The organism is Gammaproteobacteria bacterium (assembly GCA_013697705.1).
GTDB lineage: Bacteria > Pseudomonadota > Gammaproteobacteria > UBA6002 > UBA6002 > UBA6002.
The window spans coordinates 1-13405 of the sequence record JACCWJ010000025.1 but is presented as its reverse complement, the minus strand read 5'-3'; the positions used below and the strand labels follow the sequence as shown (position 1 = coordinate 13405).

Here is a 13405-nt window from a genome sequence, read left to right as displayed (position 1 = left end):
TGTTCCTACTCTTTATCTTTATCTTGAACACTGGATGGAGGCCAGTTATCTAATCTCATACCCAAGCTTAGCCCACGAGAAGCTAAGACATTCTTGATTTCAAGCAATGATTTTTTACCTAAATTTGGCGTCTTTAAAAGATCATTTTCAGTACGCTGAACCAAATCCCCAATATAATATATATTTTCTGCTTTGAGGCAGTTTGCAGCACGAACCGTTAATTCAAGATCATCCACAGGACGCAATAAAATTGGATTGATCTCTTCTTCTTCGGAATGAGCAGACTTTTGCTCTTCATGCTTTAACTCTACAAAAGAAGCAAGTTGATGTTGCAATATAGTTGCACAACGACGAATGGCTTCTTCTGGATCCAATGTGCCGTTAGTTTCGAGCTCAATAATCAATCTGTCTAAGTCTGTGCGATTTTCAACCCGCGCATTCTCAACTTGGTACGCCATTTTCTTAATTGGACTAAAAGAAGCGTCCAATTGTAAACGACCTACTGGTTTGCCTTCTTGCCGAGACTGATTGGCAGGCACATAGCCTCTGCCAGTCACAACTTTTAAGGTCATTTTCAATTCGCCATCTTTAGTAAGATGAGCAATCTCATGCTCAGGATTCATTATTTCAACATCGTGCTCTAATTTAATATCGCCTGCAGTAACCGGGCCAGCGCCTTTTTTGTGCAGTATTAATGTGACCTCATCACGTCCCAGTAATTTAAAAGCAATACCTTTAAGATTCAGAAGAATATCAACTACATCTTCACGAACATCTTTAATCGTACTGTATTCATGAAGCACACCTTCTATATGAACCTCAGTGGCTGCAGCACCCGGCATTGATGATAATCCGACTCTTCGTATCATATACCCGAGAGTATTACCAAAACCACGTTCGAATGGTTCGAGTGTTATAACAGAACGGGTGGGACTCATTGACTGCACTTTAATAGTGTGCGGCGTCAAAAATGATGTATAAATATCCTGCATATTACTACCTCTACTTCGAGTAAAGCTCTACTACCATATTAACTTTGAATTCGGTTGGCAAATCAGTTAATTCGGGGTAGGCCTTAAATTGGCCGCTTAATTCTTTTGTGTTTACCTCTAACCATTCTGCTGACTCTCGCTGTTTAGCTAAATCAAGCGCTGCTAAAATTCGCAGCTGTTGCTTAGCTTTTTCTCTCACTTCAACAACATCGCCAGGTTTTACAGAATAAGAAGGAATATTCACAACCTTGTCGTTTACGATGATAGCTTTATGATTAACTATCTGTCTTGCTTCAGCACGTGTTGACGCAAAACCCATTCGATAAACAACATTATCTAATCTAGATTCTAGTATTTTTAATAGGTTTTCACCTGTGGAGCCTCTCATCCGGTCTGCTTTGTGATAGCAACCACGAAATTGCTTTTCTAATACGCCATAGTAACGACGAATCATTTGCTTCATTCGAAGCTGACTACCATAATCCGTCAAGCGTCCACGTTTTGCCCCATGTTGCCCTGGAGGAGTGGTTAATTTTTTGCCCTTTGTTTCTTCGCGAAGACCACTTTTAAGGAATAGATTTGTACCTTCTCTACGCTGTAATTTCCACTTAGGACCTACGTATTTTGCCATTTAAAATAATCTCCTACACACGACGCTTTTTAGACGGCCGACAACCATTGTGGGGAATAGGTGTCACGTCAACAATTTGTTCTACAATAAGATCACAGGTACGTAATGTTCTAATAGCAGCTTCTCTACCAGAACCTGGACCTTGAACATACACTTCTATATAAGTCAGACCACATATCTCTTTAGCCTTTTTGGCTGCTTTTTCAGCTGCTACCTGAGCCGCAAAAGGAGTGCCTTTCCGTGATCCTTTAAATCCACAACTACCTGCACTTGACCAAGCAATAACATTGCCTTGAGCATCAGTTAGGGTAATGATTGTATTATTAAACTTTGAAGTTATATGTGCCTGCCCGTGGGACACATGTGATTTCGATCTTTTTCGCTTGTTCATATTTCAATTTTTCCCAAGTGCTTTTATTTACGTACAGGTTTCGCTTTACCTTTACGAGTACGCGCATTAGTTCTAGTGCGTTGACCACGTAACGGTAAACCGCGACGATGACGTATCCCACGATAACAGCCAAGATCTGTTAGTCGTTTAATATTCATTGATATTTCGCGACGAAGATCCCCTTCAATTGTATAAGTTCCGATTTCGGCACGAATTGTGTCGAGCTCAGATTCTGTCAAATTCTTCACCTTAGTAAGGGGGTCAATGCCCACCTTCTCGCAGATTGCTATAGCAGTCTGTCTACCAATACCAAAGATCGCGGTTAAAGCGATATCTGCATTCTTATTAACTGGAATGTTAACACCTGCAATTCGAGCTATTGCCATTTAATTTAATCTCCGCACAAAAACTTAGAACCGTCTATAAAAAAGCTGCTTAGGATAACGCTCTAGGCTGAAAAAATCAACATTGACCGCGCACTCTAAGAAGTTTAACGAATAATTTAACCTTGACGTTGCTTATGACGTGCATCTTTACAGATGACACGAACAATTCGGTTACGCCGTATAACTTTACAATTTCTACATATTCTTTTAACTGAAACTCTAACTTTCACTTTAATTCTCCGGTTAATAACTGTTTAGCGTGAATTATTCGCTAACGTAAAAGCCCCAAATTACGACCTTTGAGATTTGCTTTTTTCATTATTGACTCATATTGATAAGTCATCATATGAGCTTGTAATTGGGCTATAAAGTCCATAATGACAACCACAATAATTAATAAGGAAGTGCCGCCAAAATAGAAGGGCACATGCCAAGTTGTTATTAAGAACTCGGGCAATAAAGCAACAAGGGATAAATAAATTGCCCCGATTAATGTTAGTCGTGTCATCACTTTATCAATGTAATTAGCTGTTTGATCACCAGGGCGAATACCAGGAATGAATCCTCCTGATTTCTTCAAATTATCCGCAGTTTCCTTAGGATTAAACACTAAGGCCGTGTAGAAAAACGAAAAGAATACTATCGCCGCTGTAAAACACATTAAATAAAGTGGCTGGCCTACTGCCAAAGCCAAACTAAGGTCCCGTAACCATCCCATATGTTTCACAGTACTGAAAAACTGGGCTATGGTAGCAGGAAACATAATTAAACTAGAAGCAAAAATGGGTGGAATAACTCCAGCCATATTGATTTTCAGAGGCAAATGGCTGCTTTGGGCAGCATAAATTTTGCGACCTTGCTGGCGTTTTGCATAGTTCACTGGAATTTTGCGCTGAGCTCTTTCCATGAAGACCACAAATGCAGTAACTGCGAGAACAATAGCAACTAAAGCTATGAGGGAAATGACTTGCATCTGTCCCTGTTTAACTCGATTGATCAGTTGTGCAATAGCTTCAGGGAAACGCGAAACTATACCAGCAAAAATTATCAGTGAAATACCATTCCCGATACCACGCTCAGTCATCTGCTCACCGAGCCACATTAAAAACATTGTACCCGTAACCAACGTAACGGTAGCTATAAAATAAAAACTAAAGTCAGGATTAATGACGATACCTTGACTCGCTAACCACTTAGCAATACCTATGGCCTGGAACAATGATAAACCGAGAGTACCATAGCGGGTATATTGGGTAATTTTTCGACGCCCAGCTTCACCTTCCTTTTTTAATTGCTCCAACTTAGGAGACATCACTGAGAAAAGTTGCATAATAATAGACGAAGATATGTATGGCATTACACCCAAGGCAAAAACAGTCAGTTTGAGCAATGCTCCACCGGAGAACATATTGAGTTGACCCAATATTCCGTCGGTATGCCGCGCGAATAGTTCTGCTAATTTGTGAGGGTCAATTCCAGGAACAGGAATATGTGCACCAATTCGGTAAATTATAATACCTAGGACTACAAAGAAAAGTCTTCTTTTTAATTCAACTAACCCACCTTGCGATAAGGCTGAGCCGATTTTTCCTTTAGACATTATGCTTCAACCTTACCACCTGCAGCTTCAATTAGCTTCTTCGCACCAGCGGTAACTCTTAAACCTGAAACAGTGATTTTTTGAGTAAATTCGCCTTTGGCAATAATTTTCACATATCTGATATGTTCATTTATGACATTAGCTTCTTTAAGTGCTGCTAAGTCAACAACGTCAACCTTTACTTTTGATAATTCATGAAGCCTTACCTCAGCGGTAACAAATGACTTCCGCGACTTAAAACCAAACTTTGGCAGTCGTCTTTGTAATGGCATCTGACCACCTTCAAAACCTACTTTTCTATAACCGCCAGCACGTGAATGTTGACCTTTATGACCTCGGCCACATGTTTTACCGATACCGCTTCCGATACCACGACCCACGCGAACAGCTTTTTTCTTAGAGCCTGGTGTAGGCTGCAATGTATTGAGGTACATGGCTATTTTTCCTCTACTTTTAATAGATATGCTACTTTGTTGATCATGCCACGGTTTTCTGGAGTATCCATAACCGTAACCGGTCTATTTATGCGCTTAATGCCTAAGCCCTTCACACAAGCCTTGTGCTTTTCTAAGCATTTTGAAAGACTGCGCACCAATGTTACATTTAATTCGTTTATTTTGCTCATGACTTATTCCACAATCTCTTCAACCGTTTTGCCACGTTTATCGGCAATTGTTTCAGGCGTAGCCATACTGGTCAGCCCATTTATGGTTGCTCTAACCACATTCATTGGATTACTAGAGCCGATAACTTTAGAGAGTATATTTTTAATACCCATTACTTCAAACACAGCACGCATTGCACTACCCGCAATAATACCAGTACCATCAGATGCAGGTTTCATAAAAACTTTGGTCGCTCCATGTCGGCCAATAATTTCATGCTGTAAGGTTGATCCCTTCATTGCAATACGAACACGATTACGGCGGGCGCTCTCCATTGCTTTTTGAATAGCGGCAGGGACTTCATTAGCCTTACCATTGCCATAACCAATTTCACCATTTCCATCGCCAACAACTACGATTGCTGAAAAGCTAAATTTTCTACCACCTTTAACGACCTTAGAAGTACGGTTTACGTAAACTAACTTATCCGTTTTTTCTATCGTGACTAATTCTTTCTCAGTTGCCATTTATTAAGACCCTTTATATCGGTAAACCATTTTCACGGGCAGCATCTGCAAGTGCTTGTATGCGACCATGATACTTAAATCCAGATCGATCAAACGCGACTTTTGTGACACCCACTTCTTGGCAGCGTGTAGCAATAATTTTGCCAATATGTTTTGCAGCCGCGACATTTCCACCATAAGTCACATCTGCTTTGATAGATTTATCTAAAGTAGATGCACTAGCTAAAACCTTACCATTTGGTGCAATGACCTGCACGTAAATATGGCGTGGCGTTCGATGTATGCATAATCGATTAACATCAAGTTGTTGAATGCGTGCACGAGTACGTTTGGCACGTCTTAATCTAGCAGCTTTCTTATCCATTACTTCTTCTTAGCCTCTTTAAGTATGATCTGTTGACCTTTATATCGCACGCCCTTTCCTTTATAAGGTTCGGGTTTACGATAAGCAATAATATCAGCGCATACCTGGCCGACCAATTCTTTATCAACACCTTTAACAACTATTTCTGTTTGAGTAGGTGTTTCAATAGTTATGCCCTGAGGGACATCATAATTAATTGGATGAGAATGTCCTAATGTTAAACCTAAGATATTGCCTTTTGATTGCGCTTTATATCCCACACCCACCAGTTGCAATTCTTTGACAAAACCTTCACTAACACCCTTAACCATGTTGTTCACAACAGCTCGGGTAGTGCCCGCTAGAGCATTAGCGGTTACAAGGTCAGACTTAGGCTCGAAATACATAGTATCATCTTCAAGTTTAACTGAGACGGCTTCGTGTATATTCCGCTCAAGGCTGCCCTTACTGCCTTTAATATTTATTTTATTGCCATTAAACGTGACTGATACACCCGATGGCAGTTTAATGGGGTTTTTCGCTACTCTAGACATCCCAAACTCCTAACTCACATAACATATAACTTCACCGCCCTGACCTGCCTTTCGAGCAGCGCGATCACTCATAACGCCATTAGAAGTTGAAATAATTGCCACTCCTAACCCACTCATAACCTTTGGAAGATCTGCTTTACCCACATAAACACGTAATCCAGGACGGCTTACACGCTTTATTTTATCGATAACAGGCTTACCATTATAATATTTCAAAGAAACATCCAATGTTCTTTTACCATTTTCTTCAATCACATCAAAACTATTGACAAAGCCTTCATTTTTCAGCACTTCAACAATAGCAATCTTTTGTTTTGAACAAGGCATTTTAACCTGTTTTTTACCAACAGCTTGTGCATTTCTAATACGTGTTAACATATCTGCAACTGGATCTGAGATACTCATTGATTTTAAATCCTCAGTAAACTTAATTAGAAATACCTACTCCACCTGATACCATTGTTTTTCATCAATGAAATTGGCGGAAAAGGTATTAAACTACCAACTGGCCTTAACTAAACCAGGAACATCGCCGCGCATTGCAGCTTCTCTTAGATGTATACGACAAAGAGCAAACTTACGATAGACCGCACGAGGTCTACCACATTGCTCGCACCGTCTTTGGTGACGAGAAGGACTTTCGTCTCGTGTTCTCTTATTCAATTTCTTAACAGCCTCTAATTTGTCTTCATAAGAAGCAGTGTGACTATTAATAATATCTTTTAAAATTTGTCTAGGTTTATATGCGCGAGCTGATTCTTTTTCACGCACACGTTCTCGGGCAACCATACTTCTTTTAGCCATTTATAACCTCATTCCTTAAACGGAAATTTAAATGCAGATAACAATGCTCGTGCCTCTTGATCTGTCTTGGCACTCGTTGTTATCGCGATATTTAATCCACGAATAGCATCAATCTTGTCATAATCTATTTCAGGAAAAACAATCTGTTCTTTAATTCCAAGGTTATAATTACCTTGACCATCAAAACCTTTAGGGCTAAAACCACGAAAATCGCGAATTCGTGGGAACACGTAGCAAACCAAACGTTCAAGCATTTCAAACATGCGTTCACCACGCAAGGTTACCTTACAACCGATCGGCCAGCCTTCACGAATCTTAAAACCTGCAATAGATTTTCGAGCCATGGTTGGGACAGCTTTCTGACCTGCAATCAAAGTTAAATCTGAAATCGCGTTTGCCAATACTTTTTTGTCAGCTGCTGCATCAAGCCCTATGTTAAGGGTAATTTTTTGCACTTTAGGAACTTGCATAATGCTTTTATAGCTAAATTGCTCCATTAGCTTATTACGCACTGTATCCTGATATAATTTTTGAAATGTGGCCATCTATCTCTTACCCCGTTAAATATCGATGACTTCGTTACTAGATTTAAAATAACGCACTTTACGTCCATCTTCTAAAAACCTAATACCTACTTTTTCAGGTTGATTTGTTGCGGGGTTAATCAGTGCTACATTAGAGCAATGTATTGCTGCTTCTTGTTCTTTAATACCACCTTGCACACCTTTAGCCGGGTTGGGCTTGATATGCTTTTTAATCACATTCACGCCTTCAACAATCACCGCTTCTTTTAGTACCTTTAAAACTTTACCTTTCATACCTTTATTTTTACCTGCGGTAACAATAACGGTATCGTCTTTTTTAATTTTACGCATCGACATGACACAATCTCTCTTATAAAACCTCTGGGGCCAATGATATTATCTTCATAAATTCCGCCCTCAATTCACGTGAAACGGGACCAAAAATACGAGTTCCAATTGGCTCAAGTTGATTATTAAGCAGTACTACTGCATTGTCATCAAAACGAATTAATGAGCCATCTTGTCTTCGCACACCTTTTCTTGTGCGAACAACAACGGCAAACATAACATCACCTTTTTTGACCTTTCCGCGCGGTATTGCTTCTTTTATGCTGACTTTTATTACATCCCCTACATTTGCGTAGCGTCTTTTTGAGCCCTTTAGCACTTTAATGCACATAACCTGACGGGCGCCACTATTATCCGCCACATCAAGCCGTGATCGCATTTGAATCATTTAATTCCAGCCTCCAATTCGATCTTCGCGCGAGGCAAAGACTTTAGATTGTACCATTTCTTTTTTATCAGACAAAATTTTTCACCAAATTAAGCACTAAATTTGGGCTACTTGTTCAATAACCTTTTCGAGCATCCAACTTTTAGTTTTGGACATAGGTCGACACTCTATAATCTGAACAGTGTCACCAATTGAGCAGCGGTTTTCTTCATCATGAACATGATAATTTTTACTCTTTTTAATATATTTACCATACACAGGATGTTTAATTTTACGCTCGACTTTGACAACAATTGTTTTAGTCATTTTGTTACTTACTACTACACCCACCAGGGCGCGAGCTAATTTTTCTGCTTCAGCCATTATTGCTCCGTCTTCTCTCTAAGAATCGTTTTAACTTGTGCAATTGTTCGTCTCACTTTTTTAAACAAATGCGGCCTGGGCGCCTTGCCTAACCCACCTTGCATTCTTAAGTTAAATTGTTCACGCAACAATGCAGTTAGCTCGTTATTTAAATCTGCAACAGATTTTTCTCTTAATTCATTTGAATTCATTACATCACCGTTCTTTTAACAAAAATTGTACGCAATGGTAATTTAGCTGCAGCAAGTGTGAATGCCTCTCGAGCAACTTCTTCAGATATGCCCTCAATTTCAATAAGGACTTTGCCTGGCTGAACAAGTGCCACCCAATACTCAACGTTACCTTTACCTTTACCCTGCCGAACTTCTAATGGCTTTTGTGTTATTGGTTTGTCTGGGAATACACGAATCCAAACTTTGCCACCACGTTTAATCGCTCTTGAAATTGTACGTCTTGCAGCTTCAATTTGACGCGCCGTGATTCGACCTCTTTCAGCTACTTTTAAGCCAAATTCGCCGAAACTGACTTTACTGCCACGATTTGCCAGGCCACGATTTCGACCTTTAAATTGTTTACGAAATTTAGTACGTTTCGGTTGTAACATTATCTAATTCCTCTAATTTTCTGCGGCTACCGTATCCGCGTCAGTCACGTTCTGACATATAGCCAGAAACAGTTAAGCAGTTTCTTTGCTACCTTCGTTCTCTGCTTCAGAACCAATTACTTCGCCTTTAAAAATCCATACTTTAACCCCAATTACCCCATAGGTGGTATGGGCTGAAGCGGTTGAATAATCAATATCCGCTCTAAAAGTATGTAAGGGCACCCTACCTTCTCGATACCATTCTGTTCTTGCTATTTCAGCACCGCCCAGACGTCCGCTTACCGTTATTTTGATCCCTTGAGCCCCTGCGCGCATCGCATTCTGAACAGCTCTTTTCATAGCTCTTCTAAACATAACACGCCGCTCTAATTGCTGAGCAACGCTCACCGCAACTAGTCTGGCATCTAATTCAGGCTTCTTAATTTCAACAATATTGATGTGAACAGGTACTCCGCCCATTAACTTCTTGATATCTTCTCGAAGCTCATCAATTGCATTGCCTTTCTTACCAATAATGGCGCCAGGACGAGCAGCGTCAATAGTGATTAAGGCATTTTTAGCTGGCCTTTTTATCTCAATTTTACTTATTGCAGCATTAGCAAGCTTGTCTATTAAAAATGCTCGCACTCTCAAATCTGCATTAAGGTACTTTGCATAGTTGCCTTTATCAGCATACCATTTTGAGTTTGATTCTCTAATGATGCCTAATCGTATACCTACTGGATTAACTTTCTGACCCATGCCGTCCTCTCTGATTAATTATCTGATACCATCACAGTGATGTGACAAGTGCGCTTTAAAATGCGATCGGAGCGCCCTCTTGCTCTTGCGTGCAAGCGCTTAAATGTTGGCCCTTGATCGATGAATATTTTGGACACTTTTAGTTCATCAATATCAGCACCTTCATTGTGCTCCGCGTTTGCGATGGCAGAATCTAAAACCTTCTTAATCAAAGCAGCTGCTTTTTTATTGCTAAAAGTAAGAATATCACTCGCCATGGCAACACTTTTGCCACGGATTTGATCCGCAACTAGTCTTACCTTTTGTGGAGAAATTCTCGCATGTTTTAATATTGCCGCGACTTCAGACACTTACTATTCCCCCTTTTTCTTCACTGCTTTTCTATCGCCCGAATGAGAGCGAAAAGTTCTGGTTAAAGCAAACTCGCCCAATTTATGGCCAACCATATTTTCAGTAATAAATACGGGAACATGATTTTTACCATTATGAACCGCAATCGTTAAACCTAACATTTCAGGCATAATCATTGACCTGCGAGACCACGTCTTAATGGGTTTTTTGCTACTAACTGCAACAGCTTCGTCCACTTTTTTTAATAAGTGGTGGTCCACGAATGGTCCTTTTTTAATTGAACGTGGCACTTTAATACCTCTCTATACTATTTTCTACGATCACGAACTATCATTTTTTTAGTGCGTTTATTTTTGCGTGTTTTGTAACCCTTGGTAGGTACACCTGTTGGACTAACAGGATGTCGCCCTCCAGAAGTACGCCCTTCACCACCACCATGTGGGTGATCGATTGGATTCATGGCAACCCCTCGCACGGTAGGTCTTCGACCTCTCCAGCGACTAGCGCCCGCTTTTCCTAATGAACGCAGATTGTGCTCAGAGTTTGAAACCTCTCCAATTGTCGCACGACATGTTGAGAGAACCTTTCGTAATTCCCCTGAACGCAAACGTAATAAACAATATTCACCTTCTCTTGCGACCAACTGAACCGCAGCGCCCGCACTTCGCGCTAACTGAGCGCCTTTATTAGGTCTTAATTCTATGCAGTGGATCATTGAGCCCACTGGGATATTTTGAAGTGGTAAACAATTACCTACTTTTATCGGGGCGTCTGCTCCAGAAATTATTTCCGAACCCGCCTGTAACCCTTTAGGCGCAATAGTATAACGTCTTTCGCCATCCGCGTATAATACTAATATAATATGTGCACTTCGATTTGGATCATATTCAATCCGCTCAACTTTACCAACAATACCATCTTTGTTTCTTTTAAAATCGACTAATCGATATTGTTTCTTATGACCGCCCCCACGATGACGAACCGTAATTCGCCCCTGATTATTACGACCATTAATTTTAATCTTTGGCGTTAGCAAAGCATCATGTGGCTTACCCTTATATAAATCAGGGTTTACGATTTTAATTGCTGACCGACGACCTGGGGACGTTGGATTTGGTTTTTGAATTGCCATCAAATATTCTCCTATGCTTGTCCACCAGTAAAGTCAATTTGACTACCATCCGCCAATCGAACATAGGCTTTTTTCCAAGCTTTGCGCGTGCCTTCCATTCGCTTAAATTGCACTTTCTTAGGTTTTAAATTAACTACCTGGACTGACACAACTTTGACATTGAATAATTTTTCAATTGCCTGTTTGATTTCAGGCTTGGTTGAGTCTTTTATTACTTTAAATACGTACTGATTATTTTCATTAGCAATTGTTGATTTCTCTGAAATATGGGGAGAAAGTAACACTTTTAATATTCTTTGCTCGTTCATACCAATCTCTCCTCAAGATTTTTCAACGCCTCAGCCGTTATTAATACTTGTTCAAACTGTATCAAACTAACTGGATTGATCTCGCTTGATTGGCAAATCCCAATTGTATGAATATTGCGGCCAGCTAATTCTAAAGTGGCGTCCATCTTTTCTGTTACAATTAACACACTTGTCTCGATGTTAAGTTGTTTTAATTTGTTAACCAATTCTTTCGTTTTTGGATTTGCAATTTTAATCTCGTCAATCACCGTTAACCGTTCCTGACGTACTAGCTCAGACAATATTGCCTTAAAAGCCGCTCGATACATTTTACGATTCACTTTTTGGGCATAGCTTCTTGGACGTGCAGCAAATGTAACCCCGCCTGAACGCCATATTGGACTACGGATTGTTCCTGCTCTGGCACGACCTGTACCTTTTTGACGCCATGGTTTTTTACCACCGCCCCTTACATCTGAACGACTTTTTTGTGCACTTGTGCCAGCACGCGCCGCCGCCATATAAGCAGTCACTACTTGGTGCACCAACCCTTCGTTAAATTCAACCCCAAAATTTGCGTCTGAAACAGTAACTTTACTTTCTTTACCGTCAGCGGTCAGAACTCCTAACTCCATTATTCACCCCCTCTCTTTGTCTTTACTGAAGGTTGAATGATAACCATACTACCTGGAGCTCCGGGAACTGCTCCCTTTACTAACAGTATATTGCGCTCAACGTCGATTCTAATTACTTCTTGATTCTGCATAGTGCAACGTTTATTACCTAAATGCCCAGCCATCTTTTTACCTTTGAATACACGACCCGGCGATTGGTTTTGACCAATAGATCCTGGCGCACGGTGTGATCGAGAATTACCGTGAGTAGCATCTTGAGTTCTAAAATTGTGCCTTTTAACCGCACCTGCAAAACCCTTTCCGCGAGAAATACCTGTCACATCTATTTTTTGACCAGGCTCAAAAATATCCACTTTGAGTTCTGAACCCACAGCGATATCTTCCCCCTCACTTTCTTCTAAACGAAATTCCCACAAACCTGTGCCCGCGTCTACGCCAGCCTTTGCAAAATGACCGGCCGAAGGCTTAGTCACTCGGCTAGGTTTTTTTGCGCCTGTAGTAATTTGATAACTACGATAGCCATCATTTTCGCTTGTTTTAATTTGAGCGACACGATTAGGAGTAATCTCTATCACCGTAACCGGGATAGAATTACCATCTTCTGTAAACTGTCGTGTCATCCCACATTTCCGACCGACTAATCCAATTGGCATTTTTGTAACCTCTATAGATATCGCTTATTCGATTCACTAAACATGATTCTTGATTGCTAGCAATCAAGGCTTTTATCTATTGTTCAATTAATCTACCTTAATTTGAACATCCACCCCTGCTGATAAATCCAGTTTCATCAATGCATCAACTGTTTTATCAGTAGGTTGGATAATATCCAGAACTCGCTTATGTGTGCGAATTACAAATTGATCCTGTGCGTCCTTATCCTTATGAGGAGAAATCAGAACACTAAATGCTTGCTGCCGAGTTGGCAATGGGATAGGCCCATTGACTCTTGCGCCTGTTCTTTTTGCCGTATCAACAATTTCTTTAGCCGCTTTATCAAGCAGTTTATGATCAAATGCTTTCAAACGGATACGAATTTTTTGGTTCTTTATCATAGGATTACTCAACAACCTTTGTTACTACACCAGCACCCACTGTACGACCACCTTCGCGAATTGCAAAACGTAAGCCATCTTCCATCGCTATTGGCGCCAACAATGTTACGATTACCGTTACATTGTCTCCTGGCATCACCATCT

Annotated in this window: 28 protein-coding genes; all 28 read right to left on the bottom strand. The window is 40.4% G+C overall.

The genetic code is table 11. The annotated features are described in order from the left end of the window. Positions 1-5 precede the first annotated feature (5 nt). Entirely contained in the window at positions 6-992 is a 987-nt protein-coding gene (gene rpoA, locus H0U71_05415; GenBank protein ID MBA2654485.1) for a DNA-directed RNA polymerase subunit alpha, read from the bottom strand. A 10-nt stretch (positions 993-1002) separates the two neighbouring features. Then, positions 1003-1623, bottom strand: a complete 621-nt coding sequence (rpsD, locus tag H0U71_05410) for a 30S ribosomal protein S4 (GenBank protein MBA2654484.1) — start codon at positions 1621-1623, stop codon at positions 1003-1005. Positions 1624-1636: 13 nt separating this feature from the next. After that, positions 1637-2014 (bottom strand): 30S ribosomal protein S11, encoded by a 378-nt coding sequence (gene rpsK / locus H0U71_05405; protein MBA2654483.1) that lies wholly within the window; start codon positions 2012-2014, stop codon positions 1637-1639. A gap of 23 nt (positions 2015-2037) precedes the next feature. Then, positions 2038-2394: a 30S ribosomal protein S13 gene (rpsM, locus tag H0U71_05400; protein MBA2654482.1), complete on the bottom strand. Its 357-nt coding sequence runs from the start codon at positions 2392-2394 to the stop codon at positions 2038-2040. Positions 2395-2516: 122 nt separating this feature from the next. After that, complete coding sequence (rpmJ, locus tag H0U71_05395; GenBank protein ID MBA2654481.1) at positions 2517-2630, bottom strand: 50S ribosomal protein L36; 114 nt, start codon at positions 2628-2630, stop codon at positions 2517-2519. 41 nt (positions 2631-2671) lie between these two features. Beyond that, on the bottom strand, positions 2672-4000 hold the full coding sequence (gene secY / locus H0U71_05390) for a preprotein translocase subunit SecY (protein ID MBA2654480.1): 1329 nt from the start codon (positions 3998-4000) through the stop codon (positions 2672-2674). Beyond that, positions 4000-4434 (bottom strand): 50S ribosomal protein L15, encoded by a 435-nt coding sequence (gene rplO, locus H0U71_05385; protein ID MBA2654479.1) that lies wholly within the window; start codon positions 4432-4434, stop codon positions 4000-4002. The genes secY and rplO overlap by 1 nt, the downstream gene beginning before the upstream one ends. 2 nt (positions 4435-4436) lie before the next feature. Continuing rightward, a complete protein-coding gene (gene rpmD / locus H0U71_05380) occupies positions 4437-4625 on the bottom strand; it encodes a 50S ribosomal protein L30 (protein MBA2654478.1) in 189 nt (62 codons plus the stop codon). Between the two features lie 3 nt (positions 4626-4628). Continuing rightward, on the bottom strand, positions 4629-5132 hold the full coding sequence (gene rpsE, locus H0U71_05375) for a 30S ribosomal protein S5 (GenBank protein ID MBA2654477.1): 504 nt from the start codon (positions 5130-5132) through the stop codon (positions 4629-4631). 13 nt (positions 5133-5145) lie between these two features. Continuing rightward, entirely contained in the window at positions 5146-5496 is a 351-nt protein-coding gene (gene rplR, locus H0U71_05370; protein ID MBA2654476.1) for a 50S ribosomal protein L18, read from the bottom strand. Further along, on the bottom strand, positions 5496-6029 hold the full coding sequence (gene rplF / locus H0U71_05365) for a 50S ribosomal protein L6 (GenBank protein ID MBA2654475.1): 534 nt from the start codon (positions 6027-6029) through the stop codon (positions 5496-5498). The genes rplR and rplF overlap by 1 nt, the downstream gene beginning before the upstream one ends. Before the next feature lie 9 nt (positions 6030-6038). Further along, positions 6039-6434, bottom strand: a complete 396-nt coding sequence (gene rpsH / locus H0U71_05360; GenBank protein MBA2654474.1) for a 30S ribosomal protein S8 — start codon at positions 6432-6434, stop codon at positions 6039-6041. Positions 6435-6527: 93 nt separating this feature from the next. Next, positions 6528-6833: a 30S ribosomal protein S14 gene (gene rpsN, locus H0U71_05355; protein ID MBA2654473.1), complete on the bottom strand. Its 306-nt coding sequence runs from the start codon at positions 6831-6833 to the stop codon at positions 6528-6530. Positions 6834-6841: 8 nt separating this feature from the next. Next, positions 6842-7378, bottom strand: coding sequence for a 50S ribosomal protein L5 (gene rplE, locus H0U71_05350; GenBank protein MBA2654472.1), 537 nt, complete (start codon positions 7376-7378; stop codon positions 6842-6844). Between the two features lie 15 nt (positions 7379-7393). Next, the gene (rplX, locus tag H0U71_05345; GenBank protein MBA2654471.1) at positions 7394-7708 is read right to left on the bottom strand and encodes a 50S ribosomal protein L24; all 315 of its coding nucleotides are present in this window, start codon (positions 7706-7708) and stop codon (positions 7394-7396) included. 19 nt (positions 7709-7727) lie between these two features. Next, entirely contained in the window at positions 7728-8093 is a 366-nt protein-coding gene (gene rplN / locus H0U71_05340; protein ID MBA2654470.1) for a 50S ribosomal protein L14, read from the bottom strand. A gap of 96 nt (positions 8094-8189) precedes the next feature. Continuing rightward, positions 8190-8456, bottom strand: a complete 267-nt coding sequence (gene rpsQ / locus H0U71_05335) for a 30S ribosomal protein S17 (GenBank protein MBA2654469.1) — start codon at positions 8454-8456, stop codon at positions 8190-8192. Further along, positions 8456-8647, bottom strand: a complete 192-nt coding sequence (gene rpmC, locus H0U71_05330; GenBank protein ID MBA2654468.1) for a 50S ribosomal protein L29 — start codon at positions 8645-8647, stop codon at positions 8456-8458. The genes rpsQ and rpmC overlap by 1 nt, the downstream gene beginning before the upstream one ends. Continuing rightward, entirely contained in the window at positions 8647-9060 is a 414-nt protein-coding gene (rplP, locus tag H0U71_05325; GenBank protein ID MBA2654467.1) for a 50S ribosomal protein L16, read from the bottom strand. The genes rpmC and rplP overlap by 1 nt, the downstream gene beginning before the upstream one ends. A 72-nt stretch (positions 9061-9132) precedes the next feature. Then, positions 9133-9801 (bottom strand): 30S ribosomal protein S3, encoded by a 669-nt coding sequence (gene rpsC / locus H0U71_05320; protein ID MBA2654466.1) that lies wholly within the window; start codon positions 9799-9801, stop codon positions 9133-9135. A gap of 14 nt (positions 9802-9815) precedes the next feature. Further along, positions 9816-10151, bottom strand: coding sequence for a 50S ribosomal protein L22 (rplV, locus tag H0U71_05315; GenBank protein ID MBA2654465.1), 336 nt, complete (start codon positions 10149-10151; stop codon positions 9816-9818). Between the two features lie 3 nt (positions 10152-10154). Beyond that, the gene (rpsS, locus tag H0U71_05310; GenBank protein ID MBA2654464.1) at positions 10155-10442 is read right to left on the bottom strand and encodes a 30S ribosomal protein S19; all 288 of its coding nucleotides are present in this window, start codon (positions 10440-10442) and stop codon (positions 10155-10157) included. 17 nt (positions 10443-10459) lie between these two features. Continuing rightward, entirely contained in the window at positions 10460-11284 is an 825-nt protein-coding gene (gene rplB, locus H0U71_05305; GenBank protein ID MBA2654463.1) for a 50S ribosomal protein L2, read from the bottom strand. 11 nt (positions 11285-11295) lie between these two features. Continuing rightward, complete coding sequence (gene rplW, locus H0U71_05300; protein ID MBA2654462.1) at positions 11296-11592, bottom strand: 50S ribosomal protein L23; 297 nt, start codon at positions 11590-11592, stop codon at positions 11296-11298. Beyond that, a complete protein-coding gene (gene rplD / locus H0U71_05295; GenBank protein MBA2654461.1) occupies positions 11589-12206 on the bottom strand; it encodes a 50S ribosomal protein L4 in 618 nt (205 codons plus the stop codon). The genes rplW and rplD overlap by 4 nt, the downstream gene beginning before the upstream one ends. Then, entirely contained in the window at positions 12206-12859 is a 654-nt protein-coding gene (gene rplC / locus H0U71_05290) for a 50S ribosomal protein L3 (GenBank protein ID MBA2654460.1), read from the bottom strand. Before rplC ends, rplD begins: the two co-directional genes overlap by 1 nt. A gap of 87 nt (positions 12860-12946) precedes the next feature. Then, positions 12947-13258 carry a 30S ribosomal protein S10 gene (gene rpsJ / locus H0U71_05285; GenBank protein MBA2654459.1) on the bottom strand — a complete coding sequence of 104 codons (312 nt, stop codon included), beginning with the start codon at positions 13256-13258 and terminating at the stop codon, positions 12947-12949. 7 nt (positions 13259-13265) lie between these two features. Then, a partial coding sequence (locus tag H0U71_05280; GenBank protein ID MBA2654458.1) for an elongation factor Tu occupies positions 13266-13405 on the bottom strand: 140 nt, incomplete at its 5' end.

Coding starts and splice junctions, on each gene's coding strand:
- rpsD (MBA2654484.1), bottom strand. CDS start 1,623: ATGGCAAAATACGTAGGTCCTAAGTGGAAATTACAGCGTAGAGAAGGT.
- rplO (MBA2654479.1), bottom strand. CDS start 4,434: ATGTACCTCAATACATTGCAGCCTACACCAGGCTCTAAGAAAAAAGCT.
- rpsH (MBA2654474.1), bottom strand. CDS start 6,434: ATGAGTATCTCAGATCCAGTTGCAGATATGTTAACACGTATTAGAAAT.
- rpsK (MBA2654483.1), bottom strand. CDS start 2,014: ATGAACAAGCGAAAAAGATCGAAATCACATGTGTCCCACGGGCAGGCA.
- rplE (MBA2654472.1), bottom strand. CDS start 7,378: ATGGCCACATTTCAAAAATTATATCAGGATACAGTGCGTAATAAGCTA.
- rplR (MBA2654476.1), bottom strand. CDS start 5,496: ATGGATAAGAAAGCTGCTAGATTAAGACGTGCCAAACGTACTCGTGCA.
- rplC (MBA2654460.1), bottom strand. CDS start 12,859: ATGCCAATTGGATTAGTCGGTCGGAAATGTGGGATGACACGACAGTTT.
- rplW (MBA2654462.1), bottom strand. CDS start 11,592: ATGAACGAGCAAAGAATATTAAAAGTGTTACTTTCTCCCCATATTTCA.
- rplP (MBA2654467.1), bottom strand. CDS start 9,060: ATGTTACAACCGAAACGTACTAAATTTCGTAAACAATTTAAAGGTCGA.
- rplF (MBA2654475.1), bottom strand. CDS start 6,029: ATGTCTAGAGTAGCGAAAAACCCCATTAAACTGCCATCGGGTGTATCA.
- rplN (MBA2654470.1), bottom strand. CDS start 8,093: ATGATTCAAATGCGATCACGGCTTGATGTGGCGGATAATAGTGGCGCC.
- rpsC (MBA2654466.1), bottom strand. CDS start 9,801: ATGGGTCAGAAAGTTAATCCAGTAGGTATACGATTAGGCATCATTAGA.
- rpsE (MBA2654477.1), bottom strand. CDS start 5,132: ATGGCAACTGAGAAAGAATTAGTCACGATAGAAAAAACGGATAAGTTA.
- rpsN (MBA2654473.1), bottom strand. CDS start 6,833: ATGGCTAAAAGAAGTATGGTTGCCCGAGAACGTGTGCGTGAAAAAGAA.
- rplD (MBA2654461.1), bottom strand. CDS start 12,206: ATGGAGTTAGGAGTTCTGACCGCTGACGGTAAAGAAAGTAAAGTTACT.
- rpmC (MBA2654468.1), bottom strand. CDS start 8,647: ATGAATTCAAATGAATTAAGAGAAAAATCTGTTGCAGATTTAAATAAC.
- rplX (MBA2654471.1), bottom strand. CDS start 7,708: ATGCGTAAAATTAAAAAAGACGATACCGTTATTGTTACCGCAGGTAAA.
- rpsQ (MBA2654469.1), bottom strand. CDS start 8,456: ATGGCTGAAGCAGAAAAATTAGCTCGCGCCCTGGTGGGTGTAGTAGTA.
- rpoA (MBA2654485.1), bottom strand. CDS start 992: ATGCAGGATATTTATACATCATTTTTGACGCCGCACACTATTAAAGTG.
- secY (MBA2654480.1), bottom strand. CDS start 4,000: ATGTCTAAAGGAAAAATCGGCTCAGCCTTATCGCAAGGTGGGTTAGTT.
- rpmD (MBA2654478.1), bottom strand. CDS start 4,625: ATGAGCAAAATAAACGAATTAAATGTAACATTGGTGCGCAGTCTTTCA.
- rplB (MBA2654463.1), bottom strand. CDS start 11,284: ATGGCAATTCAAAAACCAAATCCAACGTCCCCAGGTCGTCGGTCAGCA.